Raw genomic sequence first — 26,176 nt, forward strand, 5'->3', positions numbered from 1 at the left:
AAGGAACACCGTGTCTACGCCAGTCAAGAAACCCAGCACGTTCGCTTCGATCCTCCGTCTCTACCCCTACGCGAAGTCGGCCCTCCCGCGCATCTACCTCGGAATGGTCTCCGCGCTCCTCGCCGCGCTCGTCGCCCTCGCGATCCCGCAGGTGCTGAGGTCTCTCGTCGACGGTCCCCTGCAAGACGGCGATTCGAGTGAGATCTGGGTTCCCGTGCTCGTCGTTCTCGCGCTCGGCGTCATCGAGGCCGTGATGATCTGGCTGCGCCGGTGGTTCGTGCTGCAGCCCGGGACGAGGGTCGAGGCGGGGATGCGCAACGCGTTCTATGAGAAACTCCAAGACCTCCCCGTGTCGTTCCACGATCGGTGGGCGAGCGGGCAACTGCTCTCGCGAGCGGTGAGCGACCTCAACATCATCCGCCGCTGGATGTCGTTCGGGCTCGTGCTGCTCGTCGTCAACATCGCGACGATCGTCGTCGGATTCGTGTTCCTGATCTCGATCAACTGGATGCTCGGCGTGCTCTTTATGGTGTGCTCCGTGCCGATGTGGATCTACGGCTACGTGTTCGAGAAGAAGTACTCGGTCGTGTCTCGACGGAGCCAAGACCAGGCGGGGGATCTCGCGACATCCGTCGAGGAGTCGGTGCACGGAATCCGGGTGCTCAAGGCGTTCGGGCGCGGCGGTCACGCGCTGCGCAACTTCGTGAACCAGGCGGAGGACCTCCGCGGCACCGAGATCGAGAAGGCCCGCGCCGTCGCGGGCATCTGGCTGTGGCTGCTCCTCGTTCCCGACGTGACGTTCGCGCTCTCGCTCTTCGGCGGGGTGCTCCTCGCCGCGGACGGCCAGCTGAGCGTCGGTGAGCTCGTCGCCTTCTTCGCGACGGCCACGGTCTTGCGCTTTCCCGTCGAGTCGATCGGCTACCTGCTCGCGATGACGTTCGACGCACGCACCGCGGCCGATCGCTTCTTCGAGGTCATGGATCAGGAGAACACCATCACCGACCCCGAGTCTCCCGTGGTCATCGACGACCCTGAGGGCCGACTCGTGTTCGAGGGCGTGCACTTCCGCTACCAGGATTCGCCCGCGCAGTTTCCCGACCTCCTCGACGGCATCGATCTCGCTCTCGAACCCGGAGAGACGATGGCTCTCGTCGGGCTCACGGGCTCGGGCAAGTCGACGCTCACGGCACTCTCGACACGGCTCTACGACGTGACGGCGGGGCGCATCACCCTCGACGGGGTCGACATCCGGCATCTCACGCGCCACGATCTGCGCAGGCACATCGCCATGGCGTTCGAAGACGCCATCCTCTTCTCGGCCTCGGTGAGAGACAACGTGCTCCTCGGTCGGCCCGAGGCGAGCGACGCCGATCTCGCCGAAGCGCTCGACATCGCGCAGGCGGCCTTCGTGCACGACCTCCCCCACGGTGTCGAGACCCTCGTCGGCGAGGAGGGGCTGAGCCTCTCGGGAGGGCAGCGCCAGCGTCTCGCCCTCGCGCGCGCTGTCGCGGCCCGACCCGAGGTGCTCGTGCTCGACGACCCCCTCTCGGCTCTCGACGTCGACACCGAAGCCCTCGTCGAAGCGGCGCTGCGCCGCGTGCTCGCCTCGACGACGGGCCTCATCGTGGCCCACCGCCCCTCGACGGTCATGCTCGCCGATCGCGTCGCCCTGCTCGAGAGGGGCAGGGTCACGGCGGTCGGCACGCACTCGCACTTGCTCGCGACCAACGATCACTACCGGTTCGTCATCTCGAGCCTCGACGAGGAAGCAGCCGCGGCGATGCCAGACCCCGGGCCCGACACCGTGCCCGGCCCCCTGCCCGATGTTCTGCACGACACCGCCGCACCCAACACGAGAGGGGCGCTCTCATGAGTGTGCGGGGTGTCGAGGGTGAAGAGCGCGACGACTTCACGAAGGCCGAGAGCCGCCAGATCCGGAGGCGATCCCTTCGCCTGCTCGGGTCGCTACTCCGTCCGCTCACGGCGCGCGTCGTGCTCACGATGCTCGTGGTCTCGGTCAGCTCGGCCGCCCAGGTGGCCGGCCCCGCTCTCATCGCCTACGGGATCGACGCCGGGCTCCCCGGCATCATCGACGGCGAATGGATGCCGCTCGGGTTCGCGGTGGGTGCCTACCTCGGCACGGGGGTCATCGGCGCCCTGCTCATCGCGTGGTACACCGTGCTCGCCGCTCGGGTGAGTCAGGCGATCCTCATCGACTTGCGCAAGCGCGTCTTCCTGCACACGCAGCGCCTGAGTCTCGAGTTCCACGAGAGCTACACGTCGGGCCGCATCATCGCCCGCCAGACGAGCGACCTCGACTCGATTCGCGAGCTGCTCGACTCGGGCATCAACCAGCTCGTGCAGGGCGTGCTCTACATGGTCTTCATCGCGGGGGCGCTCGTCTTGATCGACCCCACGAGCGGGCTCGTGCTCGCGGCGTTCCTCATTCCGCTCGCGCTTCTCACGCGCTGGTTCCAGGTGCGATCGCAGCGCGTGTTCCGCGAGACGCGGGTCGCGTCGGCGCGCCTCATCGTGCACTTCGTCGAGACGATGACGGGCATCCGTGCCGTCAAAGCCTTCCGCAAGGAGAAGCGCAACGCCGACGACTTCGCGGGCTACGTCGAGGCCTATCGCGACTCGAACAGCCGGGTCATCCGCCTCTTCGGCATCTTCGATCCGGGCCTCGTGCTCATCGGGAACGTCGCGCTCGCCGTCGTGCTGCTCGTGGGCGGCCTGAGGGTCGCCGACGGCTCGCTCGCGATCGGTGTCCTCCTCGCGGCACTCCTCTACACGAGGCAGTTCTTCGCGCCCGCGCAAGAGATCGCGATGTTCTACAACTCCTACCAGTCGGCCGCTGCCGCGCTCGAGAAGATCTCGGGAGTGCTCGAGGAGACACCGAGCGTGCCCGATCCCGTCACTCCCGTCGACCTGTGGAAAGCGGATGGCGCGGTCTCGTTCTCGGGGGTCGAGTTCGCCTACAAGCGCGACACCGTGATCCTCCCCGAATTCGATCTCGATATCCCCGCGGGCCAGGTGATCGCGCTCGTCGGCTCGACGGGCGCCGGAAAGTCCACGCTCGCCAAACTCATCTCGAGGTTCTACGACCCGAGCAAGGGCACGGTGTCCCTCGACGGCGTCGACCTCACCTCGCTCCACCCCAAGGACCTGCGCCGCGCCATCGTCATGGTCACGCAAGAGGCCTATCTCTTCTCGGGGTCGGTCGCCGACAACATCGCTCTCGGCAAACCCGACGCGACGCGCGAGCAGATCGTCGAGGCGGCTCGAGCTGTCGGGGCGCACGAGTTCATTGAGGGGCTGCCCGGCGGCTACGACACCGACGTCAACAAGCGCGGGGGACGCGTGTCGGCCGGGCAGCGCCAGCTCATCTCGTTCGCGCGCGCGTTCCTCGCCGATCCCGTCGTGCTCATCCTCGACGAGGCGACGGCGTCGCTCGACATCCCGAGCGAGCGACTCGTGCAGGAGGGGCTCACGACGCTTCTCGCCGAGCGCACGGCCATCATCATCGCCCACCGGCTCTCGACCGTCGCGATCGCCGATCGCGTGCTCGTCATGGAACACGGCCGCATCGTCGAAGACGGCACACCCGCTGACCTCATCGCCGGCACGGGCAAGTTCGCACAATTGCATGCGGCGTGGCGGGACTCGCTCGTCTAGCGGGCCTCGAGGGTGACGCGAGGCCCGCTCGGCCGGTGAGGCCGCGAGGTCACGCGGCGTTCGTCCAGGCGAACCACGAGCCCGAGTGCTCGAAGACCTGCCAGTCGGTTGCGCACACGAGCCCCTCGTCCGGCTCGCTCGAGGGCCACCATCCGGCCTCGAGGGGAGGTTCGCCCGAGAGGGCGCCCTCCACGCACTCGTCGGGATCGACGCCGCTCTCGCTCGTGAACCGCAGCATGTTCCCCGGTTCCCGGACGATGAAGCGCACCGCGAGGTCGGTCGAATCGTCGGGCACCCAGTCGGCCGAGCGGAAGACGAGCTCCGCGTTCTCGGAGAAGTCCGCATAGTCGACGTATCGCGCTTCCGAGGTCGTCGCGAAGGCCTCGAGGACCGTGCACCCGCTGAGGGTCGTCGCGCCGAGCACGGCGACCGTCGCGGTGGCGACGACGGTGAGGGATCGGCGTGCGGCCGAGCGGGAGGGGAGCGAGCGGGGTGTCATGTGGGGGTCCTTCGGTTGGTGTACCCCCAGTCGACCGCGTCGGCGAGCGGATGTCGTCACCCCCGCGTCGCGACGCCGTCACCCCTCGGTCGCTCGGTCATCCGTCGCGAGGATGACTCCCGCGTTCAGTCGGGAGAGAACCGCGCTCTCGCGAGCGCGATCCGCGGGAACTCGCCCGCCGAGGTGAGCGGTGTCTGCTCGTCGAGGTAGTGCTCGAGCGCTCGGGCCTCGTGACCGGCGGCGGGTCTGCCGTCGGCTCGCACCACGCGCCACCACGCGACGGTCGACCCGTATCTCGCGAGCACGGTGCCGACGGCGCGTGCCGCCCGTATTCCTATGGCGGCGGCGACGTCGCCGTAGGTCATGACGCGTCCCGCCGGTATGGAGTCGACGACCGCGAGCACTCGCGAGACGAAGTCATCCGCAGCGTCGGTCACACTCGTGACTCAGAGGTCCATCGCCCCGATGTTCTCGCCGTACTGCGTCTGGTCGACGACGGCGAATCCGACCCTGATGAAGAACTCCTCGGGGCCGTCGTCTCCCGGCTCCCAGATGACGGTGAGCCGCGTGAAGCCGCGCTTGCGCGCCTCGTCGGCGACGGACATCACGACGTAGCGACCGACGCCGCGGCCCTGGGCCTCGGCGGCGACGTTCATGCGCCAGATGCAGCTCTGGAATTCGGGCTCGTGCGCCTCGGGATCGAAGTTCGCCATGATGAACGCGACGACCTCGTCGTCGTCGTCGAGCACGACGCGCGACCAGCTCGTGCTCGGATCGAGGAACGGGCTCGCCATCGCGTAGGAGACGGGAGCGATGAACTGCTCCTGACCCGGTTTGAGCGTGAGGTTGTTCGCCGCGACGGCGTTCTTCGCCGACAGTTCTTCGAGTCTCAGGTCAGCCATGTCTCCAGGCTAGCTTGAGGCGGCGGACGCGAGGTAGGCCGCGGCTCGCCTGGCGTGGTTCTCCCCCGAGAAGTATCTCGATGTCGAGATAGTTGGCCCGAAGTGTAGGCTGTTTGGCGGCCCACCGAACGAACCGAGGAGATCACCAGTGTCGAAGATCAAGGTAGAAGGAACCGTCGTCGAACTCGACGGCGACGAGATGACGCGCATCATCTGGCAGTCGATCAAAGACACGCTCATCCACCCCTACCTCGACATCGACCTCGAGTACTACGACCTCGGAATCGAGCACCGCGACGCGACCGACGACCAGGTCACGATCGACGCGGCTCACGCCATCCAGAAGCACGGCGTCGGCGTCAAGTGCGCGACGATCACCCCCGACGAGGCCCGCGTCGAAGAGTTCGGTCTCAAGAAGATGTGGCGCTCGCCGAACGGAACCATCCGCAACATCCTCGGCGGCGTGATCTTCCGCGAGCCGATCATCATCTCGAACATCCCCCGCCTCGTGCCCGGCTGGAACAAGCCCATCATCATCGGTCGTCACGCCTTCGGCGACCAGTACCGCGCGACCGACTTCCGCTTCGCGGGCGAGGGCACGCTCTCGGTGAGCTTCACCCCAAAAGACGGCTCCGAGCCCCAGCAGTTCGAGGTCTTCCAGTCTCCCGGTGACGGCATCGCCCAGGTGCAGTACAACCTCGACGACTCGATCATCGACTTCGCCCGGGCGAGCCTCAACTACGGTCTGAGCCGCAACTACCCGGTCTACCTGTCGACCAAGAACACGATCCTCAAGGCCTACGACGGTCGGTTCAAGGACATCTTCGAGGAGATCTTCCAGACCGAGTTCAAAGAGCGTTTCGACGCTGCCGGTCTCACCTATGAGCACCGCCTCATCGACGACATGGTCGCGTCGGCCATGAAGTGGGAGGGCGGCTACGTCTGGGCCTGCAAGAACTACGACGGAGACGTGCAGAGCGACACCGTCGCCCAGGGCTTCGGCTCGCTCGGGCTCATGACCTCGGTTCTCGCGACCCCCGACGGCAAGGTCGTCGAGGCGGAAGCCGCGCACGGCACGGTCACGCGTCACTACCGCCAGCACCAGGCCGGCAAGCCGACCTCGACGAACCCGATCGCGTCGATCTACGCCTGGACGCGCGGTCTCGCGCACCGCGGCCTGCTCGACGACAACCAGGCCCTCATCGACTTCGCGTCGACGCTCGAAGACGTCGTCATCACGACCGTCGAGTCCGGCGCCATGACGAAGGACCTCGCGATCCTCGTCGGTCCCGACCAGAAGTGGCAGACGACCGAGGAGTTCCTCGACACGCTCGACAAGAACCTCGCTGCACGCCTGGGCTGATCACCGCCGAACCGCACCCGCGAATCGCGTCGTGCCGTACGCCCCACCGGGCGACGGGGCGGCGCGATTCGTGCGTGGGGCCGGGGTCGGGCCTCGATCGCCCGCTCAGTACCCGGCGAAGTGGTCGGTCGTGACGCGCGAGGCGCCGAGGCGACGAAGCGCCGCGGCCGTCGCCGTGACCATCGCGGGTGCTCCCGAGACGAATGCCCGCCTGGACGCCGCATCCGGCACCTCGCGCCGCAACAGGTCGATGTCGATGGGCCCCGCGCCCGCCCAGCGCCACGTCGCGGGGAGGTTCTGCGGCTCACTCGGCGAGACGAGCACGACGGAGTGCTCTGCGAGCTCGTCGGAGAAGGCCAACTCCCGCAGAGAGGCGACCTCGTAGACGAGCACCGAGTCCCTGGCTCGACCGCGTCCGCGGTCGTCCGCGAGCTGGCTCACGAAGGGTGTCACCCCGATGCCGCGAGCGACGAGCAGCACGGGGACCCCTTCGTCTCTCGGGAGCACGAAGTCGCCGGCGACCTGCGTCGCCGATACGCTCGCCCCGGGGCGCAGCGCGGCGAGGGTGCGCTTGAACGAGCTTGAGGGGTCGTTCATCCGCAGGCTCACGCTCACCGTGTCGTCGCCGGGAGCGGAGGAGAGCGTGAACACGCGTCTCGACCCGCGTGCGTCGGCGCGGTCGTGCGGAAGGGTGAGTTCGATGTACTGCCCGGCGCGGAATGGCACGCGAGCGGCGGGGGCGAACGTGAAGCGCGCGGCTGTCGGGGTGAGGTCGTCGCGACCGACGTAGCGGAGCGAGACCCGTCGACGCTGGCCCGCGGCGAACGCCGCGATGTTGCCGATGACGAGAGCCATTTCGAACGAGAGCGACACCGGTCCGAGAAAGACGAGACCGACGACGCCGAAGAGCGCCCCGACGAGCGCCGCGAGGGCGAGCTGCTGCCAGCGCCGGGGCGGGAGGGTGAGCGGCTCGCTCAGCATGAACGCGGCGAAGAACACGATCGGGTAGGACACGAAGGCCGTCGCGGTCGCGTCGAGGAGCGTCGAGCCCGACCAGGCGAGTCGACCGACGAGGATGCTCGCGCTCGCGACGATGAAGACCCCCGCGAGAGCGAATCGACGCACCCGGTGGAGCACGAGCGCCGCGCCGACGACGACGAAGGGGAGCATCGCTGCCGTCGCGACCCACCAGACCGCGGAATCGAACCCGAGGAGGGCGACGATCATCGCCCCGGCGGCGGCGGGGTTGAGAATGTGACGTCGACGCCACGCGACGACGTATTTCGAGGCGGTCGCGAGCGCGCTCGCGAGGGCGACGACCGCGAGGTCGCGCGGTTCGCTCGATGGCCAGAACAGAAAGAACACGAGGAGAGCGGTGATGAGCGAGGACTCGACGTGCGGCCGCGTGCGGAACAGGAGGGCCATCACGCGCGATGCGACGAGCGTGCTCGCGATCGCGACGGCCCCACTCGCGAGGATGTCGAGGGGAGCGTACGGCAGCATGCCGAGGGCGGAGAGCCCGAGCGAGATGAGGGCGAGCGCGGCGAGGACGAGCGTCACGAGGCGGTACATCGTCACGCGTCCGAGCGTGCGGTCGAGGGTCGCGAGGGCCGAGATCATGCTGCCCCCTCGTGCGCGGCGGCACGGTGCGCGGAGATCCGGTCGGCCACGGTCTGGTGCGCGAAGATCTGCCCGGTGAAGCCGGCCGACCGCTCGATCGTTCCGTCGGCGAGCATCCGCACCCACTCGAAGTCGAAGTGCTCGGCGAGGCGCGAGGGGTCACCCACGATGAGCGCGGTCGCGAGGCCGTCCGCCTCGATGCCCGTCGCCGCGATCGCCCAGCTCGCGATGACCGCGCTCGCGGGGCGGCCCGTCACGGCGTCGAGGATGTGGTGCGCGCCGCGCCACACCCGACGATTCGACGCCGAGGCGCCGATCGCCCCCGTCGAGAGGTCGACGATCCCGATGGCTTTCGTCGCGTCGCGCGGGTGTTCGAGAGCGACCCGCAGGGCGCGCGGTGCGCGGTGCACGATGTCGCCGCTGCCGTCGACCGTGTGCTCGTCGACTCCCGCGCGGCTCAGCAGCGCGCTCAGGATGTCTGCGAGGTATCCCTTGCCGGCCGCTCCGACGTCGAGGGTCACCGGTCGGAACGTCTCGATCGAGCGGCCGTGCCACGAGATCGCGTCGTCCCACGAGGGGACGGACGAGATGCGCGGTGCGGGCACGAGGGAGTAGTGCTCGTCGTAACCCCAGTCGGAGAGGGTGCGCCCGACGAGGGGGCTCACAGCGCCGTCGGTCGCGGCGTAGAGGCGACGGTAGACGTCGAGGAGCCCGGGAGCGTCGTCGGGCAGGATCGTGCGGCCGGCGGTGCTCGCGATGCGCGCGACGAGGGAGTCGGGCCGGAATCGCGACCAGTCGCGGTCGAACCGCTCGACACGATCCGCGACGGCCTCGACGAGAGACGCGTCGAGGGGCAGGGAAGTGTCGATCGACCAGCGGGTGCCGATCGCATCGAAACGGTGGCTCACGAGGTCGGTCATCACAGGAGAACCGGGCGTGCGGCCGCAGGCGGCGTCATCGCGCGGCCTCAGCTCGCGGCATCCGCTTTGATCTGTGCGACGGCCGCCATGAAACCGTCGCTCGTGAGCGACGACCCGGCGACCTTGTCGACGGCGAGGTCGTCGATGTCGACCCCGACGACTTCGGCGTCGATGCCGTCGATGAACTCGCTCTGGTAGCGCTCGGCGTTGCCGGACGTCGCGTTCCCGGTGACGGAGACCTCGGTCACGATGTTGTCGGCGAGGGTCAACTCGACGTCGATCGACTCGGTGCCGCCCGGGCTCTGGTAGTCGCCCGCGGCCGAGTAGCTGCCGTCGACGTAGTCGCCCGACGTGGTCGGCGCGGACCCGCCCGTCGAGTCGGACCCGGTCGAGGCGTCGGGTGTCGAGCACCCAGCGAGGGCCGTGGCGACGGAGATGCCTCCGAAGACGAGGGCGGCGGTGCGGCGGCGGGCGGCGGTCACGGGATCTCCTCGAAGTGTGGTGCCGTCACGGTGGCGGTGCCGACGGCGGTGCTGATCGAATTCATTGTTGCGGGGCACTGCTATGTATTCGCTGCGAAGCGTCGCAGAGCTTGGTCGCCCCTCGAGACTCGCGTCGGTGCTCCCCGCGACGCGGGTCGGGAGCCGCGCTACTTGAAGATGATGGTTCGATCGCCGTCGAGGAGCACGCGGTTCTCGGCGTACCACTTGACCGCTTGGGTGAGCGTGCGCGACTCCTCGTCCTGACCGATCGCGACGAGCTGCGCGGGTGTCCTCGAGTGGTCGACCCTCACGACGTTCTGCTCGATGATGGGCCCCTCGTCGAGGTCGGGGGTCACGAAGTGCGCGGTCGCGCCGATGAGCTTCACGCCGCGGGCGTGGGCTTGCTTGTAGGGGTTCGCGCCCTTGAACCCGGGGAGGAACGAGTGGTGGATGTTGATGACCCTCCCCTCGAGCTTCGCGCATAGTTCGCTCGACAGGATCTGCATGTAGCGGGCGAGCACGACGAGTTCGATGTCGTGGGCCTCGACCGCCTCGAGCACGCGCGCTTCGAACGCGGCCTTCTGCTCGGCATCCGTCACGGGGAGGGACTCGAAGGGAACGGAGTAGAACTCGGCGAGTCCGGCGAGCGACTCGTGGTTGCTCAGCACGAGGGGCACCTCGATCGGCAGCTGCCCGGCGCGCGTGCGGAAGAGGATGTCGTTGAGGCAGTGCGCCGCCGTGCTCGCGAGCACGAGGGTGCGCAGAGGGCGGCCGACGACGTCGAGTCGCCACGTCATGTCGTAGCTCTCGGCGATCGGCTCGAGTGCGGTCTCGAACTGCTCGCGCGTTCGCGGCGACTCGACCTGCAGGCGCATGAAGAACCGCCCGGTGTCGTCACTCGAGAACTGCTGCGACTCGGTGATGTTGCCCCCCGTGTCGACGACGACTCCGCTCACGGCATGCACGATGCCGGGTCGGTCGTCGCACACGATGGTCAGGGCCCAGTGGGTGGAGTCGGTCACCGTGACAGCGTACGGGTCTGGAGGCCCTGCGATAGTCTGGCCGCGATGGCCTCGAACGGGAGGCATCCCGCGGACGGCGACACGATCCACACTCTCCCAGGGAAGCCCTTCTCCTATGAACGCGCCCCACAACCGATCCCCGCGCTCGCCGAGCGGTTCCGCATCCGCAGCGAAGCCGTTCCCGTGGTTCGGCCTCGTCATCCTCTCGGGCGCGATCTTCGTGTGCGTCACGAGTGAATTCCTGCCGACCGGTCTCCTGCCGCAACTGGCCGAGGGTCTCGCCGTGACCGAATCGCAGGTCGGATTGCTCGTCACGGTCTACGCGGGCACGGTCGTCGTGAGCGCGCCCATCCTCACGACCCTCACGAGACGCTTCGACCGCAAGACCCTCGTGATCGTCGTGCTCACGACGTTCGCGCTCACCAACGTGCTCGTCGCTCTCGCACCGAACTTCGCCGTGGTCGTCGTCGCCCGCATGCTCGGTGGTCTCGCCCACGGCCTGTTCTGGGCCGTCGTCGGGGCGTACTCGGGCTACCTCGTGCCGCGCGAGCAGCTCGCCCGTGCGGTGGCGATCACGAGCGCCGGGGCGACGACGGCGTTCGTTCTCGGTGTGCCGGTCGGCACAGCGCTCGGCACGGCTCTCGGCTGGCGCATGGCCTTCGTCGTGATGGCCGTGACGATCGTCGTGCTCACGGTGCTCGTCGTCTTCTTCCTGCCCGCCGTCAAGCACGGGGTCGAGCTGCGCACGGGCGAGATCCCCCTCCCCGCGCGCAAAGACAAGTCCATCCCGGGTGTCGTGCTCCTGTGCGCCATCGTGGCCGTCATCATGATCGGCCAGAACCTCTTCTACACCTACATCGTGCCGTTCTACACGGGCGTCAGCGGGTTCGCGGAGTCGAGCGTGAGCGTGCTGCTCTTCGTCTACGGGGGAGCGGGCGCGGTCGGTCTCATCCTCGTCGGTATCGTCGGCGCGCGCTATCCGCGGGCGAGCCTCGCGGGGGCCTTCGCGATCGTCGCGATCGCCGTCACGGTGATCGGCCTCGTTCCCGAGCAGCGCGTCATCGTCGTCGTCGCCCTCATCGTGTGGGGCATCGCGTTCGGTGGCGGCCCAGCCCTCCTGCAGACCCGGATGCTGCAGACCGCGTCGGTTCGCGTGCGCGATCAGGCCTCGGCGTGGTTCACGGTCTCGTTCAACGTGGGCATCGGGGGCGGCGCCTTCATCGGCGGGCAGCTCTACGACACCGTGGGTCTCGAGACCCTTCCGTTCTTCGAGGCGTCGATCGTCGCGGCGGGTGTCGTGCTCATCGTCGCGAGCGATCGCGTCATCAGCCGGCGTCGGCGGGCTCGCGTGGAGCCGCAGACATCCGAGATCCCGACGATCCCCACCTAGCATGACGACCATCGTGACCATCCTGAGTGCTGTCGGCGCTGTGGCTTTTCCGGTGCTTTCCCTCTACAGCTGGAGACACTCCGACGGTCGGGCGGAGAATTTCGGGGTGCTTCTTCGCGTTCACCCCTCGTTCTGGCCACCAGCGCTCATGCTGCTCGGCGTGGCGCTCCTCATGAACTTCCTCGGTGAGATCGGCTTCTTCGACCTGGGCACGCTCATCCCCGCCTTCGTCGCCGTCTTGCTATTCGGAGTCGTGACGGTGTGCTCCATCGGCATGCTGCACGGGGTGGGTGCAGGCGTGCTCTATCCCGCGATCCCTTTTCTCGTGCCACCCCGGGCTCGCGAGAAGGCGCGGAGAGAACGTGCCGCACGACGCCGCAGGCGGTCTGCCAGACGCGGCAGACCGCCGCGGGGGTAGACTGACAGCGTCGCGACTGGCGTTCAGATGGGCACCCATCGGGGAGCGATTGACACGGTTGGTGGCCGTACGCCTGGGCCATTCCACACAAGACGTCGAGTGTGCGCCGAGCGTGCCTTCGACCCGTGACAAGGAGCTGCCAGTGTCCGAATCCCATTTCTCCGCCTTCACCGAGCCCCTCTCGGTCGTCGACCCCGAGATCGCCGAAGTGCTCGAGCTCGAGCTCGGCCGCCAGCGCGGCACCCTCGAGATGATCGCGAGCGAGAACTTCGTGCCTCGCGCCGTGCTGCAAGCGCAGGGTTCGGTGCTCACCAACAAGTACGCCGAGGGATACCCCGGTCGCCGGTACTACGGCGGGTGCGAGTTCGTCGACGTCGCCGAGTCGCTCGCGATCGCGCGAGCGAAGCAGCTCTTCGGTGCCGAGTTCGCCAACGTGCAACCGCACTCCGGGGCATCCGCCAACGCCGCGGTGCTCTCGGCGATCGCCGACCCCGGCGACACGATCCTCGGCCTCGAGCTCGCCCACGGCGGTCACCTGACCCACGGCATGAAGCTCAACTTCTCGGGCAAGCTCTACAACGCGGTGGCCTACGGCGTCGACCCCGACACCTTCCTCATCGACATGGATGTCGTGCGCGACAAGGCGCGCGAGCACAAACCGCGCGTGATCATCGCGGGCTGGTCGGCCTACCCCCGCCAGCTCGACTTCGCCGCCTTCCGGGAAATCGCGGATGAGGTCGGCGCGACGCTGTGGGTCGACATGGCCCACTTCGCCGGGCTCGTCGCTGCGGGCCTCCACCCCTCTCCCGTGCCGTTCGCCGACGTCGTGTCGTCGACGGTGCACAAGACCCTCGGCGGACCGCGGTCGGGAATCATTCTGAGCCGCGACACCGCGCTCGCGAAGAAGCTCAACAGCAACGTCTTCCCCGGCCAGCAGGGCGGGCCGCTCATGCACGTGATCGCGGCGAAGGCGACGGCGTTCAAGCTCGCGATGGAGCCCGCGTTCCGCGACCGGCAGGAGCGCACCATCCGGGGGGCCCAGTTGCTCGCCGAGCGTCTCATGGCGCCCGACACCGCGTCGGCGGGCGTCGACGTGCTCACCGGGGGCACCGACGTGCACCTCGTGCTCGCCGATCTGCGCAATTCGCCGCTCGACGGCAAGCAAGCGGAAGACGCGCTCCACACGGTCGGCATCACGGTCAACCGCAACTCTGTGCCCTTCGACCCTCGCCCGCCGATGGTCACGTCGGGGCTCCGCATCGGCACGCCCGCGCTCGCGACGCGCGGTTTCGGCGACGCCGAGTTCACCGAGGTCTCCGACATCATCGCGTCGACTCTTCTCCCGGGTGCCGACCTCGAGTCGCTCTCGAGTCGAGTGACGGCTCTCGCCGACCGGTTCCCGCTCTACGACGGCCTCGAGCAGTGGTAGCCGTTCGCTTGGACGGCGTCGCAACGGCGACCGCGGTGAAGAACGACCTCGCCGGCCGCATCGCGGTACTGCGCGAGCGAGGCATCACGCCCGGTCTCGGCACGCTGCTCGTCGGTGACGACCCCGGCTCGCTCTCCTACGTCGCGGGCAAGCACCGTGATTGCGCCGAGGTGGGAATCGAGTCGATCAGGGTCGACCTCCCCGCGTCGGCGACCGAGCGCGAGGTGCGGGACGCGATCGCCGGTCTCAACGCCGATCCCGCCGTCACGGGGTACATCATCCAGCTCCCGCTCCCCGCGGGCATCGACGAGAACGCGATGCTCGAGCTCATGGATCCGGCGAAAGACGCCGACGGACTGCACCCCACCAACCTCGGGCGACTCGTGCTCGGTGTCGCGGGCGAGCTCGATTCGCCGCTCCCGTGCACTCCCGCGGGCATCGTGGAGATGCTCGAGCGCCACGACGTGCCGATCGCCGGGGCCGAGGTCGTCGTGATCGGGCGCGGACTCACGGTCGGCCGGCCTCTTGGCCTCCTCCTCACTCGCAAGGGACTCGACGCGACGGTGACGCTCACGCACTCCCGCACCGCGAACCTCGCGGAGCACGTGCGTCGGGCAGACATCGTCGTCGCCGCGGTCGGCTCTCCCTCGCTCGTGCAACCGGAGTGGGTCAAGCCCGGGGCCACGGTGCTCGACGTCGGCATCACGCGCGTCGTCGACCCCGAGACCGGCAAGGCCAAGCTGCGAGGCGACGTCGACCCGCGAGTGACGGATGTCGCGGCCTTCGTGTCGCCCGTGCCCGGGGGAGTGGGACCGATGACCCGCGCGATGCTCCTCGAGAACGTCGTGCAGGCGGCCGAACGACTCTAGGTCGAGGTCGCGCGCTCCTCGGTGGGCGGCCCGGGTGACGGCGCCTCAGGTGTCGGAGGCCCAGGTGTCGGAGGCTCAGTCTCCGAGCCACCCGATGCCGCACGAGATCGCGGTGCGATCCGACCCCGGTTCCCATCCTGGAACGTCGCCGACGCTCTCGGCGGCGAGGTCGCTGACCTCGACCGAGCACGCCTCGATCGTCGCGCCCGACTCGAACGGCACCGTGAACCCGTAGTGGCCGTAGATCCACTGGTCGTCATCGGGCACCGATCGACCGCTCTCATAGTTGCTCACGGCCGTCGCCTCGCCCGACCCCGTCAACTGGTAGCGGCCCGTGCACGTCGTGTTGGTCACGACCTCGGCGACGTTCTCGCCCGACACGATGCGGCCGAAGTAGGGGCTACCCACCTGGAGGTCGACGGGTGCGAAGAACGTGTGTCCCTCGGGGGTCGCCGTGTAGTCCAGGCGCATGAGGCTGCTGCCGTACTCGGCGAGGCTCGCCGCCGAGACGGGGGCGGTGACGTCGGAGACGCTCGCGGCGTCCATGGCGCGGCATCCGTCGACGAGCATCTCCACGAGGTCGGCGGCTCGCGGGTCGGTCGAGGGCACGGGCTCGAACCCGGTGAGACTGATGTCGACGGTCGTGTTGTCGATCGCCCGCACCTTGGCCGAGACGGTGAAGAGGGTCGTGTCGGGTTCGACGATCGAGGGTGACGGCGTCGGCGTCACCTCGGGGGCGGCGGGCGCCGAGGGCGGGGGGTCGGCCGTCGCAGACGGCGGCGTGCACCCGGTGAGCAGACCTGCGCTCAAGATCACGAGCGCGGAACCGATCGTCGCGGTCCGCGGCGCGAGGCGACGACGTGTCACGTCCGCCCTCCCCTCTCTCGGTCGGGTCAGTCCCGACTCGCGCCCTTCGAGGCGCGCACGACGAAAATATCAGGCTGGCTGAAGGCGTGTTCGGCGAAGGCGCCATCGATCGCGACCTGCACGCGCGACACGGCTTCGCTCGGCACGAGGGCGATCGCCGCGCCGCCGAAACCGCCGCCCGTCATCCTCGCGCCGATGGCACCGTTCATCTGGGCCGTCTCGACCGCGAGGTCGAGTTCGGGCACCGAGATCTCGAAATCGTCGCGCATCGACTCGTGCGAGGCGTCGAGGAGCTCCCCGATCGCCCGCGGACCCTGCTCGCGGATGGTGCGCACGGTGTCTAGAACACGGCGGTTCTCGGTCACGACGTGGCGTACGCGACGGAAGGTCACGTCGTCGAGCACGGTGCGGGCTCGCTCGAGGTCGTCGACCGAGACATCCCGCAGCGAGTCGACGCCGAGCGTCTTCGCGCCGAGTTCGCACGAGGCCCGCCGATCGCCGTATCCGCCCGTCGCGTGGGAGTGGCTCACCTTGGTGTCGATGATGACGAGCTCGAGCCCTGCCGCGGCGAAACCGAGGTCGACGATCTCGGCGTCGAGGGTGCGGCAGTCGAGGAAGACGGCGGAATCGACCTCACCGAGGAGCGACGCCGACTGGTCCATGATGCCCGTGGGGGCGCCGACCGCGACGTTCTCGGCGCGCTGGCCGACGCGCGCGAGGGTGCGGCGGTCGAGGCCGAGCTGCCAGACGTCGTTGAGCGCGAGGGCGACGGCGCTCTCGATCGCCGCCGACGACGAGAGTCCCGCCCCGACGGGAACGTCCGACTCGATGTAGATGTCGACGCCGGGGACGGCGGCGAGATCGGCGCCGTTCTCTCCGAGCGCCCACGCGACGCCGAGGGGGTAGGCCGACCAGTCGCGCAGGTTGTCGGTCGTGAGCTCTGCGAGGTCGATCTCCACCTGCTCGTCGGCGAAGTCGCTCGCGACGCGCACGATCCGGTCGTCACGCACGCCGAGAGCGAGGATGGTGCGTCGATCGATCGCGAACGGCAGCACGAAGCCGTCGTTGTAGTCGGTGTGCTCGCCGATGAGGTTCACACGGCCGGGCGCCGACCAGAGGCCGACGGGCTCGTAGCCGTAGATCTCGGTGAAACCCGCGGTGACGTCGTCTCGGATGTCGCTCATACGCGCGCGATCCCTTCTTTGATGAATGCTGCTGCCTGTTCGGGGGCGACGTCGCCGATCCACGCGCCCATCGCCGCTTCCGACCCCGCGAGGAACTTGAGTTTGCTCTCGGCTCGGCGCGGAGACGTGACCTGGAGCATGAGGCGGATGTCGTCGCGACGCTCCACGACGGGAGCCTGGTGCCACGCGGCGATGTAGGGGGTCGGGGTGTCGTAGAGCGCGTCGAGACCCCGCAGCAGGCGCAAGTAGAGGGTTGCGAGCTCGTCGCGTTCGGCCTCGTTCGTCGCGGCGAAGTCCGGGATGTGGCGGTGCGGGAGCATGTGCACCTCGATGGGCCAGCGTGCGGCGAACGGCACGAACGCCGTCCAGTGTTCGCCGCTCAGCACGACCCGCTCGGAGGCGCGCTCCGTCTCGAGGATCCTCTCGAAGAGGTCGGGGCCGACGGCGTCGAGCGACTCGATCACGCGGCGCGTGCGCGGGGTGACGTAGGGGTAGGCGTAGATCTGGCCGTGCGGGTGGTGGAGGGTCACACCGATCGCCTCGCCGCGGTTCTCGAACGGGAACACCTGCGACACGCCGGGGAGTGCGGAGAGCGCTGCCGTGCGGTCGGCCCACGCCTCGATGACGGTGCGGGCGCGCGACTCGCTCAGGCTCCCGAACGATCCCTCGTGCTCGGGGCTGAAGCACACGACCTCGCACCGCCCGATCGACGGATGCGTGCGCTCGAACCCGATCGACGTCGCGTCGAACGGCGCTCCGCCGTCGACATCCGTCTCGAGCCCGGGCCCGAACGACGGGGACTTGTTCTCGAAGACCGCGACATCGTAGGTGTCGGGGATCTCCGAGGGGTTGGCCGGCGTCGACGGCGCGAGAGGGTCGAGATGGGCCGGGGGGAGGAAGGCGCGGTTCTGGCGCGCTGCGGCGATGGAGATCCACTCGCCCGTGAGCACGTCTTGGCGCATGACGGCGGTGGCCGGTCGAGCGTCGAGCACGCGCTCGTCGGGTTTGCGGTCCGGCGAGAGCGTCGTGTCGCTGTCGTCGAAGTAGATCAGCTCCCGTCCGTCCGCCAGCAGGTATTCGCGTTTCGTGATGGGAGGCATGACCTTTGTCCTCTGTCGCATGGCCGACCCCGTCGCGCTCTCTCGGGGCTCTCGAGCGCCGGACGGGCTACGGCTGCCGCTCTCGACTGAGCGGCAATCGGTGATCTCGCGCAAGCATATCGGAGCAGCCAGACGCACCGATGTCGCGCCGGGGCGGTCGCTCCCGATGTCGTGGCACCTCCCGGGACCGCCCGTCGCAGCCGCCGCGGTCTCGCCGCATTCGATATTCTGGACAGTCGTCCGCATCCGCGCCCGACCGAGTTCTCGCCGGAGGTTTCATGTCTGAACCGATCAGCAACGCCCCTCGCGCGAGCGAGGTCGGCGGGCAGCCGCCGCGAACCGACGTCAAGGCAGCGGATGTGAGGCGCTGGCGCAAATACCTCGCCGACGAGCGAGCGGAGGCCGCGGTCTATCGCGATCTCGCGAGTCGTCGCTCGGGCGAGGAACGCGCGATCCTGCTCGAGCTCGCCGAGGCGGAGGGGCGCCACGAGGCGCACTGGGTCGAACTCCTCGGCGACCGTCTCGGCAGGCCTCGCCGTGGTGATGTGCGCACGCGCGTTCTCGGGTTCTTCGCGAAGCGGTTCGGGTCGGTCTTCGTTCTCGCGCTCGCGCAGCGCGCGGAGGCGCGCTCGCCGTACGCCAACGACAGCGACGCGACGGCCGCCATGGTCGCCGACGAGCGCATCCACGAGGAGGTCGTCCGCGGGCTCGCGGCTCGTGGGCGGAGCCGCATCTCGGGAACCTTCCGTGCCGCAGTCTTCGGGGCGAACGACGGACTCGTCAGCAATCTCGCCCTCGTCGCAGGTGTCGCGGCGACGGGACTCCCCGCGGCGACCGTGCTGCTCACGGGCATCTCGGGGCTTCTCGCCGGTGCGCTCTCGATGGGGGCGGGGGAGTACGTGTCGGTGCGATCGCAACGCGAGCTCCTCGAGGCGTCGGTGCCGAATCCCGGAGCCGGGTCGGCCGTGCGCGACCTCGACGTCGACGCGAACGAGCTGACCCTCGTCTACCGCGCGAGGGGGATGAATCCTGAGGCTGCCGCGGCGCGCGCCGCCGCGATGCTCGCCGACCACTCCCTCCGCGACGCCGACTCGGGCGATCAGGCGTACGAGGAGGTCGGCACGGGATTGTCCGCCGCGGCGTCGAGCTTCTGCTTCTTCGCGTCGGGTGCGATCATCCCCCTCATCCCCTTCTTCTTCGGAGTGGAGGGGATCGCGGCTCTGATCGTCGCCGCGGTGCTCGTCGGTGCCGCGCTCCTCCTCACGGGAGCCGTCGTCGGAGTGCTCTCGGGTGCCGCTCCGCTCCCGCGAGCTCTGCGTCAGCTCGCGATCGGCATCGGCGCGGCGGGAGCGACCTACGTTCTCGGCCTGCTCTTCGGCGCGACCGTTCTCTGATTCGCCCGGCGCGTCGCCGGAAGCGCCTTGGGGTGTTCTGCGAGATGCCCCGACTCTCCGGATGCTCCTCCAGAGTGCTGTGTGCATAATGGCGGATGATCGCGACCGAGCTTGCCAGAGCCCTGCGGGATTCGGGTCTGACGTGGCACCCCGAGCCGGGTGACGCGTTTCGCATCGACAGGCCCGAAGCCGACGGTGACGTCTTCGTGTTGAGCGAGATGACGGTCGAGGCCCACCACTATCCGACGGGAACGGTGCTGGGATTCAACGGCACGACGGAGTGGGCGCTCGATTCGATAGAGCTCGACGACACCCTGTGGCTTCCGCACGAGGGTCAGTTGCGGTTCCTGCTCGCTCGAACGTTCCGGTCGCTCGTCGCCGCGGCCAACGGCCGCTTCGAGGTCAACGTCGTCATCGATGGTGAGGCGCTGACGTTCGTCGGGGTCGACGCGGCCGACGCCTACGGTCGAGCGCTGCTCGATCTGCTGGACCGGTCGCACGGCGGCACTGTCGAAGACGAACCCGACGGCGTACCGTGGTCGCCATGACACACCATGACGGAACCAACACCGACCACGACGGCGGCCTCGACGACGAGGCGGCTGATTTCGTGCATCCCGTGGACCACGGGAAGGGGGCGGATGAGACATCCGCCACCACCGAAGGTAAAGGCGACTACGTGAGCCCCGTCGACCACGGGGACGACGAGGCCGGCAGCTGACGAAACCGCCAGCCGACGCGACGCGGGTCGCGACGACGATGTCGCCTCCGCCTCACTGAAACCGACGAAAGGCCCGGATCATCGCAAGATGGTCCGGGCCTTTCGTGATTCGACGTTTTACTTGAACGCGTCTTTCACGTTCTCGCCGGCGTTCTTGAGGTTCGCCCCGGTCTGATCGGCCTTGCCTTCGGCTTCGAGGGACTCGTTGCCGGTGACCTTTCCGAGAGCTTCCTTGCCTTTACCGGCAAGGTTCTGTCCATGGTTTTCTGCTTTGTCTTCAGTTGCCATTGCTACACCTCTTTCTTTCCGTCGGGTGATGTGATCACCGGGGGCGATCGTACCGAGAGGGTCTGAGGATTCCCCGATGCTCGATCGGCGGTCCTGCGGGCAGTCAGTGCCGCTTGGTCTCGCCGCGCTTCGCCATGTCGACGACGGCCCCGATGATCACACCGGTTCCGAGCCCCGCGATGATCCCGAGAGCCACGTCGTCGAGGATGAGCCCGACCGAAATGCCGAGGCCGACCCCGAAGAGGATGCCGAGGAGGAGTCCGCGGTATTTCGGGCGCGCGGATTCTCGACTCATGCGGCGACCGTACCCGGCCACTCTGGAGGCGAGCCGAACGAAGCCTGGACATGGTGTCCGTCGGACAGCGGTGCGGTGGGCCCCGTCGGACTCGAACCGACGACCCGCGGATTAAAAGTCCGATGCTCTACCAACTGAGCTAGAGGCCCCCATGGGCGCTCGTGCGTCCATACGGACACAAATCTACAGGCAAAACGGAGGTACCTCCGCTCAGTGCCGGTGACATAGTGTGGCCCCGATGACTGACGAGTTCCACAAGCCCACACAGTTCTCGGGCTCGAAGTTCGAGAGCATGGTCGGAGGCGACGACCCCGCGACCGTGAGTCGCATCGCGCACGAGACCGCGGGAGCCCTGCTGTCGCGCGTGCGCGAAAGCCCCGACCCCGACATCCTCGATCGGGTCGTGACATTCGCCGACGAGAACGGCATCGACGCGATCGCGGAGCTGTGGTCGCACGCGAGCGCCCGCAGCCTGCCGGGAGCCCTGTGGAGGCTCTACCTCATGCGCACGCTCGTGAGGCAGAACCCGGAGTCGACGAGCCTGCTGTTCCAGCGAGGCTCGGAGATCTCGGTGACGATCGACCCCGTCGTCGCGGGAGCGACGAGTCCGACGGGCCCCGCCGAGATCATGACCCTCGCCGATGCGATCCTGCGGGGCGTCTTCGACGGCGACTTCGCGGTCGCACTCGAGCGCGCGGCGGCGTTCTGCCGCATCACGGCCGCGGGTGCGACATCCCACGCCGACGACGCCGACCTGAGCCAGCCCGACCACGCGAGCGACCTCACGCGCATGGCGCTGCGGCTCTCGCGCACGAGCGTCGAGCTCGCCGCGTGTGCTCGCTTGTGGCGTACAGGCTCGTTGGATTGACCCGGCGAGGAGCGCGTAGACTGGATCTCGGCCTTCGGGCCACGGTCGGGCCGCAGTAACCCCGGGCTCCAATATTCGCCGCTCCGAGCGGCCTCACGCCGAGAGGCGTTCTGCGGTCCGGCCTCACCGACTCTCCGAAGATTCCCGGTTCCGCGGACTCCTCGCCGCGACTTCCGGTCAACCGGACCAAACCGTTCGGGCTGACGCTGCGAACTCTCAGTGTGACCATCCCCCGACGACACTCATCGCCCCGGCGACCGGGTGTCTCGACGTGGTGGTGCGCGAGTGTGTCGAATGTTTGACATGCTGGAGCGCGTGGTCAGTGCGAGTGAGTCGAGCGAGGGCGTCGAGCCTTCGCGTCCCGTGACGTCTCGCGAAGACCTCCTCAGCCGGGTGGCCGCCGGTGATCAGACGGCCTTCGGCGAACTGTACGACGACATCGCACCGCGAGTGCTCGGGCTCATCCGCCGATTGCTCATCGATCACGCGCAGTCGGAAGAAGTAGCTCAAGAGGTCTTCCTGGAGATCTGGCAAACCGCATCGCGTTTCGACGCATCGCGCGGGGGAGCGTCGACGTGGATTCTCACGATGGCGCACCGACGCGCGGTCGATCGAATCCGATCATCGCAGTCCGGACGCGACCGCGACACCAAGATCGGCATCCGCGACATCGCTCCGGAATACGACCACGTATCCGAAGCCGTCGAGATAACGATCGAGCACGAACGGGTCAAGAAGGCCATGACGCGATTGACCGAACTGCAGCGCCAGGCGGTGACCCTCGCCTACTACGGCGGCTACAGCCACAGTGAGGTCGCGTCGATGCTCAGCATCCCGATCGGCACGGTCAAGACCCGATTGCGTGACGGAATGATCAGACTGCGTGACGAATTGGGGGTGGCATCGTGACCGAACGCGATGACATGCACCTGCTTGCGGGTGCCTACGCCCTCGACGCTGTGACAGAAGAAGAGAAACAAGAATTCGAGGCGTATCTCGCCCGATCCGAAGAAGCACGAACGGAGGTGGCTGAATTGACCGACACCGCAGTGATGCTCGGCCTCGCGGCCGCCCCCGTCGCACCTCCCGTCGACCTCAAGGCGCGGCTCATGGCGCAGCTCGGCTCCACCGCCCAGCTGCCGCCGCTCCCACAGGCTCCTACGGCGCCGACGAGCGACCTCGACGACACGGTGGCCCCGACCATCGCCCAGCAGCGCGGCATCGACTCCCTCGCTGCCGAGCGCTCCGGTTCGGAGCGCCCGGGTTCCGAGCGACGGCAGTCGCCCGCCGAGGCGAAAGCCGCGGCTCGCTGGTATCGCAAGCCCGCGACCCTGATGCTCTCGGCCGCCGCCGCGGTCGCCATCTTCGCGGGAGGAGCCCTCGCGGGGCCCCTCTTCGCCCCCGCCGACACCGAACTCGCTCAAGCGGAGCAACTCGCTGAGCTCACGGGCGCCCCCGACCTCGAGCAGGCGGTCGCCGAGGTCGCCGGGGGTGGCGTCGCCAAAGTGTTGTCGTCCGATGACGCGCAGCTCTCGGCGGTGGTCATCGATTCTCTTCCCCAGCTCGACGCCCAACTCGTCTACCAGCTCTGGTACATCGACGCCGAAGGCACGGCGGCGCCCGCCGGCACGTTCACGGCGGTCGATGCGGGCCCGACCTGGCGCGTTCTCGATGGAACGAAGGCATCCACGGCGACGGTCGGCATCACGGTTGAGCCGCGGGGCGGATCCGAGTCCCCGACGACCGATCCGATCCTCGTCGTCGGAGACGTCTGAGCCGCGATCCGTTCTGACGGCGCGAGCTTGCTAGTCGGGAGAGTGCCGCAGTGAGATCGAACGAAGGGCCCCGGACGGATCGTCCGGGGCCCTTCGTCGTGCGCGACGCGCTGATCAGGTGATCAACCGAACTTGCCCGAGACGTAGTCCTCGGTCGCCTGAACGCTCGGGTTCGAGAAGATCGTCGTGGTGTCGTCGTACTCGATGAGCTTGCCCGGCTTGCCGGTGCCCGCGATGTTGAAGAACGCGGTGCGGTCTGACACTCGGCTCGCCTGCTGCATGTTGTGAGTCACGATCACGATCGTGTACTCCTTCTTGAGCTCCTCGATGAGGTCCTCGATCGCGAGGGTCGAGATGGGGTCGAGGGCCGAGCACGGCTCGTCCATGAGGATGACCTCGGGGGAGACCGCGATCGCACGAGCGATACACAGTCGCTGCTGCTGTCCACCCGAGATGCCCGATCCCGGCAGGGCGAGGCGGTCCTTGACCTCGTTCCACAGGTTCGCTCCGCGAAGCGACTTCTCGACGAGGTCGTCGGCGTCGGACTTCGAGATGCGGCGGTTGTTGAGCTTGACGCCCGCGAGCACGTTGTCGCGGATCGACATCGTCGGGAACGGGTTCGGACGCTGGAAGACCATGCCGACCTGGCGGCGCACGAGCACGGGGTCCACGCCGGCGCCGTAGAGGTTGTTGCCGTCGATGAGCACTTCACCGTCGACGTAGGCCCCGGGGATGACCTCGTGCATGCGGTTGAGCGTGCGGATGAAGGTCGACTTGCCGCACCCGCTCGGCCCGATGAAGGCCGTGACGGTGCGGGGTTCGATCGAGAGGCTCACACCTTCGACGGCCTTGAACTTGCTGTAGTAGACGTCGAGATTGTTGACTTCGATGCGTTTTGACATCTGTATCCTTACCGGCCCAGCTTGGGCGCGAAGATGCGGGCGATGATTCGGGCGAGAAGGTTGAGCAGCATGACGATGACGATGAGTGTCAGCGCTCCCGCCCAGGCACGGTCGAGGGCCGATTGGGCGTCGATGCCCTGGCTCACGTACGACGAGTAGACGAACACGGGGAGGCTCTGCATGCGGCCGTCGGTGAGGTCGTAGTTCATGTTGTTGGTGAAGCCCGCGGCGACGAGCAGCGGGGCGGTCTCACCGATCACTCGCGCGATGGCGAGCATGACACCCGTCGTGATTCCCGCGATGGATGTCGGCAGGACGACCTTGAGAATGGTCAGCCACCTCGGCACCCCGAGAGCGAACGCGGCCTCGCGCAGCTCGTTGGGAACGAGCCGCAGCATCTCCTCCGACGAGCGCACGACGACCGGGATCATGAGCACGGAGAGCGCAACGGCTCCCGCGATGCCGAGCTTGATGCCGGGCCCGAAGATGATCGCGAACACCGCGTAGGCGAAGAGCCCCGCGACGATCGAGGGGATGCCGGTCATGACGTCGACGAAGAAGGTGATCGCGCGAGCGAGGTGTCCGCGGCCGTACTCGACGAGGTAGATGGCCGCGAGCAGACCGATCGGCACGGAGATGAGGGTCGCCGCTCCGGTCATGAGGAGGGTTCCGACGATCGCGTGCAGTCCTCCGCCGCCCTCGCCGACGACGTTGCGCATCGACTCGCTGAAGAACTGGACGTCGAACCGTGCCGACCCTCTCGTCAGCACGGTGAACATGACCGAGATGAGCGGCAGGAGGGCGATGATGAATGCCGTCGCGACGAGCGTTGTCACGAGCCGGTCGACGGCGCGGCGAGCACCCTCGATGAGCCTCGAGGCGACGTAGACGGCGATGGCGTAGACCACGAGGGTCAGGAGCACGGCTCCCGAGATGTTGAACTCCTCGGTCGTGCCCGCGACCTGCATGAGCGAGAACACGCCGATCGACACGGCCGCAGCGCCCCCGAGCAGGAAGAGCGGGGTCCAGCGCCCGAGGCGTCCCGAGGCGTAGGTGTTGGTGATGGGCTTGTCTGCGGAGTCGGGCCGGATCATCGTCGGCATCTGGGTCATTAGTTTGCTCCTGAGAAAGCGCTACGACGGCTGACGATGTATCGAGCGAGCGAGTTGACGATGAGGGTGATCGCGAAGAGCACGAGACCGGTCGCGATGAGCACGTTGACGTTGACCCCGTAGGCCTCGGCGAAGCTCAGCGCGATGTTGGCGGCGATCGTTCCGGGGTTCTGCGAGGTCAGCAGGGCGAAGGTCACCGTGCCGGCCGCGGAGAGCACGACGGCGACGGCGATCGTCTCTCCGAGGGCGCGACCGAGGCCGAGCATGGCGGCCGAGATGACGCCGGGGCGGCCGAACGGGAGCACCGTCATCCGGATCATCTCCCAGCGGGTGGCGCCGAGGGCGAGAGCCGCCTCTTCGTGAAGGACCGGTGTCTGCAGGAACACTTCGCGCGAGAGGGCCGTGATGATCGGGAGGATCATGACCGCGAGAACGACGCCCGCGGTGAGGATGGTGCGGCCGGTGCCCGACACGGGCCCGGTGAAGAGCGGGAACCACCCGAAGTTCTCGACGAGCCACGAGTAGAAGGGCTGCACCGCGGGGGCGAGCACGGTCGCGCCCCAGAGGCCGAAGACGATCGACGGCACGGCGGCGAGCAGGTCGATGATGTAGCCGAGGCCCTGGGCGAGGCGCCGCGGAGCGTAGTGCGAGATGAAGAGCGCGATGCCGATGGCGATGGGGACAGCCATGAGGAGCGCGAGGGCCGAGGCCCAGAGGGTTCCGAAGACGAGGGGGCCGACGTAGGACCAGAACGATTGCCCGCCGAGGATCTGGATGTCCTCGTTGGGGGTCGTGAAGACCTCGGTGCTCTGCAGCAGGAGGAACGCGGCAACGGCGGCGAGGATCGCGAGGATGAGCGAGCCGGCGGTGAGGGCGCTTCCGGCGAATACCCGGTCGCCCGGTCGCTGCTTGGGCTTCACTCGCGCCGGAGCTGTCGCGCTGGCTGGAGAACTCATGTCGTCTGTGTCCCTCGTGTCGGGGTCTCGGAGGAGGACTGGGGGGTTGCCCCGCACGGGGCTGGGCCCGCTCGGCGGAGGCGGATGGTCATCCGCGCTCTGCCGAGCGGACCCGGGGTGGTGCG

General features: G+C 68.2%; 28 protein-coding genes, 1 tRNA gene and 1 riboswitch. Of the genes, 13 read left to right on the plus strand and 16 right to left on the minus strand.

The window, feature by feature from the left end; genetic code table 11:
- Window positions 1-103 precede the first annotated feature (103 nt).
- Window positions 104-1,873: an ABC transporter ATP-binding protein gene (locus ACLHIH_RS13600; protein WP_411317485.1), complete on the plus strand. Its 1,770-nt coding sequence runs from the start codon at window positions 104-106 to the stop codon at window positions 1,871-1,873.
- On the plus strand, window positions 1,870-3,675 hold the full coding sequence (locus ACLHIH_RS13605; RefSeq protein WP_411317385.1) for an ABC transporter ATP-binding protein: 1,806 nt from the start codon (window positions 1,870-1,872) through the stop codon (window positions 3,673-3,675). The genes ACLHIH_RS13600 and ACLHIH_RS13605 overlap by 4 nt, the downstream gene beginning before the upstream one ends.
- A gap of 49 nt (window positions 3,676-3,724) precedes the next feature.
- Here the strand turns inward: ACLHIH_RS13605 and ACLHIH_RS13610 are convergent, their stop codons facing one another.
- The 3 genes from ACLHIH_RS13610 to ACLHIH_RS13620 form a co-directional block, all read right to left on the minus strand.
- Entirely contained in the window at window positions 3,725-4,174 is a 450-nt protein-coding gene (locus tag ACLHIH_RS13610; protein WP_411317386.1) for a hypothetical protein, read from the minus strand.
- Between the two features lie 125 nt (window positions 4,175-4,299).
- Window positions 4,300-4,611 (minus strand): MGMT family protein, encoded by a 312-nt coding sequence (locus ACLHIH_RS13615; protein ID WP_411317387.1) that lies wholly within the window; start codon window positions 4,609-4,611, stop codon window positions 4,300-4,302.
- Window positions 4,612-4,620: 9 nt separating this feature from the next.
- Window positions 4,621-5,076 carry a GNAT family N-acetyltransferase gene (locus tag ACLHIH_RS13620; protein ID WP_411317388.1) on the minus strand — a complete coding sequence of 152 codons (456 nt, stop codon included), beginning with the start codon at window positions 5,074-5,076 and terminating at the stop codon, window positions 4,621-4,623.
- Between the two features lie 148 nt (window positions 5,077-5,224).
- On the opposite strand from ACLHIH_RS13620, the gene ACLHIH_RS13625 reads away from it, so the two are divergent.
- Window positions 5,225-6,439: an NADP-dependent isocitrate dehydrogenase gene (locus ACLHIH_RS13625; RefSeq protein WP_411317389.1), complete on the plus strand. Its 1,215-nt coding sequence runs from the start codon at window positions 5,225-5,227 to the stop codon at window positions 6,437-6,439.
- Between the two features lie 105 nt (window positions 6,440-6,544).
- On the opposite strand, the gene ACLHIH_RS13630 is transcribed toward ACLHIH_RS13625, so the two are convergent.
- The 4 genes from ACLHIH_RS13630 to purU all read right to left on the minus strand — a co-directional run bounded on the left by ACLHIH_RS13630 (window position 6,545) and on the right by purU (window position 10,483).
- Window positions 6,545-8,059: an oxidoreductase gene (locus ACLHIH_RS13630; protein ID WP_411317390.1), complete on the minus strand. Its 1,515-nt coding sequence runs from the start codon at window positions 8,057-8,059 to the stop codon at window positions 6,545-6,547.
- Window positions 8,056-8,979: an FAD:protein FMN transferase gene (locus tag ACLHIH_RS13635; protein WP_411317391.1), complete on the minus strand. Its 924-nt coding sequence runs from the start codon at window positions 8,977-8,979 to the stop codon at window positions 8,056-8,058. The genes ACLHIH_RS13630 and ACLHIH_RS13635 overlap by 4 nt, the downstream gene beginning before the upstream one ends.
- 47 nt (window positions 8,980-9,026) lie before the next feature.
- On the minus strand, window positions 9,027-9,461 hold the full coding sequence (locus ACLHIH_RS13640) for a hypothetical protein (protein WP_411317392.1): 435 nt from the start codon (window positions 9,459-9,461) through the stop codon (window positions 9,027-9,029).
- Between the two features lie 167 nt (window positions 9,462-9,628).
- Entirely contained in the window at window positions 9,629-10,483 is an 855-nt protein-coding gene (purU, locus tag ACLHIH_RS13645; protein ID WP_411317393.1) for a formyltetrahydrofolate deformylase, read from the minus strand.
- A gap of 115 nt (window positions 10,484-10,598) precedes the next feature.
- On the opposite strand from purU, the gene ACLHIH_RS13650 reads away from it, so the two are divergent.
- The 4 genes from ACLHIH_RS13650 (at window position 10,599) to ACLHIH_RS13665 (ending at window position 14,589) form a co-directional block, all read left to right on the plus strand.
- Window positions 10,599-11,873, plus strand: a complete 1,275-nt coding sequence (locus tag ACLHIH_RS13650; RefSeq protein ID WP_411317394.1) for an MFS transporter — start codon at window positions 10,599-10,601, stop codon at window positions 11,871-11,873.
- A 1-nt stretch (window position 11,874) separates the two neighbouring features.
- Window positions 11,875-12,291 (plus strand): hypothetical protein, encoded by a 417-nt coding sequence (locus ACLHIH_RS13655; RefSeq protein ID WP_411317395.1) that lies wholly within the window; start codon window positions 11,875-11,877, stop codon window positions 12,289-12,291.
- 2 nt (window positions 12,292-12,293) lie between these two features.
- Window positions 12,294-12,377: riboswitch (ZMP/ZTP riboswitch) on the plus strand.
- Between the two features lie 56 nt (window positions 12,378-12,433).
- A complete protein-coding gene (gene glyA, locus ACLHIH_RS13660; protein ID WP_411317396.1) occupies window positions 12,434-13,720 on the plus strand; it encodes a serine hydroxymethyltransferase in 1,287 nt (428 codons plus the stop codon).
- A complete protein-coding gene (locus tag ACLHIH_RS13665) occupies window positions 13,714-14,589 on the plus strand; it encodes a bifunctional methylenetetrahydrofolate dehydrogenase/methenyltetrahydrofolate cyclohydrolase (RefSeq protein WP_411317397.1) in 876 nt (291 codons plus the stop codon). The genes glyA and ACLHIH_RS13665 overlap by 7 nt, the downstream gene beginning before the upstream one ends.
- A gap of 75 nt (window positions 14,590-14,664) precedes the next feature.
- Here ACLHIH_RS13665 and ACLHIH_RS13670 read toward each other — a convergent pair whose 3' ends face one another.
- From ACLHIH_RS13670 to galT, 3 genes are read right to left on the minus strand one after another with little or no spacing between them, the layout of a single operon-like run.
- Complete coding sequence (locus ACLHIH_RS13670) at window positions 14,665-15,456, minus strand: hypothetical protein (RefSeq protein ID WP_411317398.1); 792 nt, start codon at window positions 15,454-15,456, stop codon at window positions 14,665-14,667.
- A 26-nt stretch (window positions 15,457-15,482) separates the two neighbouring features.
- Window positions 15,483-16,640, minus strand: a complete 1,158-nt coding sequence (galK, locus tag ACLHIH_RS13675; RefSeq protein ID WP_411317399.1) for a galactokinase — start codon at window positions 16,638-16,640, stop codon at window positions 15,483-15,485.
- Window positions 16,637-17,740: a galactose-1-phosphate uridylyltransferase gene (gene galT / locus ACLHIH_RS13680; protein ID WP_411317400.1), complete on the minus strand. Its 1,104-nt coding sequence runs from the start codon at window positions 17,738-17,740 to the stop codon at window positions 16,637-16,639. The genes galK and galT overlap by 4 nt, the downstream gene beginning before the upstream one ends.
- A gap of 278 nt (window positions 17,741-18,018) precedes the next feature.
- On the opposite strand from galT, the gene ACLHIH_RS13685 reads away from it, so the two are divergent.
- From ACLHIH_RS13685 to ACLHIH_RS13695, 3 genes are all read left to right on the plus strand, one after another.
- Entirely contained in the window at window positions 18,019-19,134 is a 1,116-nt protein-coding gene (locus ACLHIH_RS13685) for a VIT1/CCC1 transporter family protein (RefSeq protein ID WP_411317401.1), read from the plus strand.
- 95 nt (window positions 19,135-19,229) lie between these two features.
- Window positions 19,230-19,682 (plus strand): pilus assembly protein CpaE, encoded by a 453-nt coding sequence (locus tag ACLHIH_RS13690; RefSeq protein ID WP_411317402.1) that lies wholly within the window; start codon window positions 19,230-19,232, stop codon window positions 19,680-19,682.
- Window positions 19,679-19,855 (plus strand): hypothetical protein, encoded by a 177-nt coding sequence (locus ACLHIH_RS13695; protein ID WP_411317403.1) that lies wholly within the window; start codon window positions 19,679-19,681, stop codon window positions 19,853-19,855. Before ACLHIH_RS13690 ends, ACLHIH_RS13695 begins: the two co-directional genes overlap by 4 nt.
- Before the next feature lie 117 nt (window positions 19,856-19,972).
- On the opposite strand, the gene ACLHIH_RS13700 is transcribed toward ACLHIH_RS13695, so the two are convergent.
- The 3 genes from ACLHIH_RS13700 to ACLHIH_RS13710 all read right to left on the minus strand — a co-directional run bounded on the left by ACLHIH_RS13700 (window position 19,973) and on the right by ACLHIH_RS13710 (window position 20,587).
- Complete coding sequence (locus tag ACLHIH_RS13700) at window positions 19,973-20,143, minus strand: CsbD family protein (protein WP_411317404.1); 171 nt, start codon at window positions 20,141-20,143, stop codon at window positions 19,973-19,975.
- A gap of 103 nt (window positions 20,144-20,246) precedes the next feature.
- Window positions 20,247-20,438 (minus strand): hypothetical protein, encoded by a 192-nt coding sequence (locus tag ACLHIH_RS13705; RefSeq protein ID WP_411317405.1) that lies wholly within the window; start codon window positions 20,436-20,438, stop codon window positions 20,247-20,249.
- Window positions 20,439-20,514: 76 nt separating this feature from the next.
- Window positions 20,515-20,587 (minus strand) — tRNA-Lys (locus ACLHIH_RS13710).
- 89 nt (window positions 20,588-20,676) lie between these two features.
- Here ACLHIH_RS13710 and ACLHIH_RS13715 point away from each other — a divergent pair.
- The 3 genes from ACLHIH_RS13715 (at window position 20,677) to ACLHIH_RS13725 (ending at window position 23,081) form a co-directional block, all read left to right on the plus strand.
- Window positions 20,677-21,306: a DNA-directed RNA polymerase subunit beta gene (locus ACLHIH_RS13715; protein ID WP_411317406.1), complete on the plus strand. Its 630-nt coding sequence runs from the start codon at window positions 20,677-20,679 to the stop codon at window positions 21,304-21,306.
- A gap of 303 nt (window positions 21,307-21,609) precedes the next feature.
- Entirely contained in the window at window positions 21,610-22,215 is a 606-nt protein-coding gene (locus ACLHIH_RS13720; protein ID WP_411317486.1) for a sigma-70 family RNA polymerase sigma factor, read from the plus strand.
- Window positions 22,212-23,081 carry an anti-sigma factor domain-containing protein gene (locus ACLHIH_RS13725; RefSeq protein WP_411317407.1) on the plus strand — a complete coding sequence of 290 codons (870 nt, stop codon included), beginning with the start codon at window positions 22,212-22,214 and terminating at the stop codon, window positions 23,079-23,081. Before ACLHIH_RS13720 ends, ACLHIH_RS13725 begins: the two co-directional genes overlap by 4 nt.
- A 122-nt stretch (window positions 23,082-23,203) precedes the next feature.
- On the opposite strand, the gene pstB is transcribed toward ACLHIH_RS13725, so the two are convergent.
- The 3 genes from pstB to pstC are packed head-to-tail and all read right to left on the minus strand — an operon-like array spanning window position 23,204 to window position 26,051.
- On the minus strand, window positions 23,204-23,983 hold the full coding sequence (gene pstB, locus ACLHIH_RS13730) for a phosphate ABC transporter ATP-binding protein PstB (protein ID WP_411317408.1): 780 nt from the start codon (window positions 23,981-23,983) through the stop codon (window positions 23,204-23,206).
- Window positions 23,984-23,991: 8 nt separating this feature from the next.
- The gene (gene pstA, locus ACLHIH_RS13735; protein ID WP_411317487.1) at window positions 23,992-25,086 is read right to left on the minus strand and encodes a phosphate ABC transporter permease PstA; all 1,095 of its coding nucleotides are present in this window, start codon (window positions 25,084-25,086) and stop codon (window positions 23,992-23,994) included.
- An 8-nt stretch (window positions 25,087-25,094) separates the two neighbouring features.
- Complete coding sequence (gene pstC / locus ACLHIH_RS13740; protein ID WP_411317409.1) at window positions 25,095-26,051, minus strand: phosphate ABC transporter permease subunit PstC; 957 nt, start codon at window positions 26,049-26,051, stop codon at window positions 25,095-25,097.
- Window positions 26,052-26,176 lie beyond the last annotated feature (125 nt).

This window comes from Marisediminicola sp. LYQ134, from assembly GCF_046599635.1.
GTDB lineage: Bacteria > Actinomycetota > Actinomycetes > Actinomycetales > Microbacteriaceae > Marisediminicola.

What these genes read in the sequence shown, in the direction of transcription:
- pstB (WP_411317408.1), bottom strand. Translation starts at nt 23,983, where the DNA reads ATGTCAAAACGCATCGAAGTCAACAATCTCGACGTCTACTACAGCAAG.
- ACLHIH_RS13695 (WP_411317403.1), top strand. Translation starts at nt 19,679, where the DNA reads ATGACACACCATGACGGAACCAACACCGACCACGACGGCGGCCTCGAC.
- ACLHIH_RS13600 (WP_411317485.1), top strand. Translation starts at nt 104, where the DNA reads ATGGTCTCCGCGCTCCTCGCCGCGCTCGTCGCCCTCGCGATCCCGCAG.
- ACLHIH_RS13700 (WP_411317404.1), bottom strand. Translation starts at nt 20,143, where the DNA reads ATGGCAACTGAAGACAAAGCAGAAAACCATGGACAGAACCTTGCCGGT.
- pstA (WP_411317487.1), bottom strand. Translation starts at nt 25,086, where the DNA reads ATGCCGACGATGATCCGGCCCGACTCCGCAGACAAGCCCATCACCAAC.
- ACLHIH_RS13720 (WP_411317486.1), top strand. Translation starts at nt 21,610, where the DNA reads ATGCTGGAGCGCGTGGTCAGTGCGAGTGAGTCGAGCGAGGGCGTCGAG.
- galT (WP_411317400.1), bottom strand. Translation starts at nt 17,740, where the DNA reads ATGCCTCCCATCACGAAACGCGAATACCTGCTGGCGGACGGACGGGAG.
- galK (WP_411317399.1), bottom strand. Translation starts at nt 16,640, where the DNA reads ATGAGCGACATCCGAGACGACGTCACCGCGGGTTTCACCGAGATCTAC.
- ACLHIH_RS13610 (WP_411317386.1), bottom strand. Translation starts at nt 4,174, where the DNA reads ATGACACCCCGCTCGCTCCCCTCCCGCTCGGCCGCACGCCGATCCCTC.
- ACLHIH_RS13715 (WP_411317406.1), top strand. Translation starts at nt 20,677, where the DNA reads ATGACTGACGAGTTCCACAAGCCCACACAGTTCTCGGGCTCGAAGTTC.
- ACLHIH_RS13705 (WP_411317405.1), bottom strand. Translation starts at nt 20,438, where the DNA reads ATGAGTCGAGAATCCGCGCGCCCGAAATACCGCGGACTCCTCCTCGGC.
- ACLHIH_RS13655 (WP_411317395.1), top strand. Translation starts at nt 11,875, where the DNA reads ATGACGACCATCGTGACCATCCTGAGTGCTGTCGGCGCTGTGGCTTTT.
- ACLHIH_RS13690 (WP_411317402.1), top strand. Translation starts at nt 19,230, where the DNA reads ATGATCGCGACCGAGCTTGCCAGAGCCCTGCGGGATTCGGGTCTGACG.
- ACLHIH_RS13605 (WP_411317385.1), top strand. Translation starts at nt 1,870, where the DNA reads ATGAGTGTGCGGGGTGTCGAGGGTGAAGAGCGCGACGACTTCACGAAG.
- ACLHIH_RS13650 (WP_411317394.1), top strand. Translation starts at nt 10,599, where the DNA reads ATGAACGCGCCCCACAACCGATCCCCGCGCTCGCCGAGCGGTTCCGCA.
- ACLHIH_RS13635 (WP_411317391.1), bottom strand. Translation starts at nt 8,979, where the DNA reads ATGACCGACCTCGTGAGCCACCGTTTCGATGCGATCGGCACCCGCTGG.
- ACLHIH_RS13630 (WP_411317390.1), bottom strand. Translation starts at nt 8,059, where the DNA reads ATGATCTCGGCCCTCGCGACCCTCGACCGCACGCTCGGACGCGTGACG.
- pstC (WP_411317409.1), bottom strand. Translation starts at nt 26,051, where the DNA reads ATGAGTTCTCCAGCCAGCGCGACAGCTCCGGCGCGAGTGAAGCCCAAG.
- ACLHIH_RS13685 (WP_411317401.1), top strand. Translation starts at nt 18,019, where the DNA reads ATGTCTGAACCGATCAGCAACGCCCCTCGCGCGAGCGAGGTCGGCGGG.
- ACLHIH_RS13620 (WP_411317388.1), bottom strand. Translation starts at nt 5,076, where the DNA reads ATGGCTGACCTGAGACTCGAAGAACTGTCGGCGAAGAACGCCGTCGCG.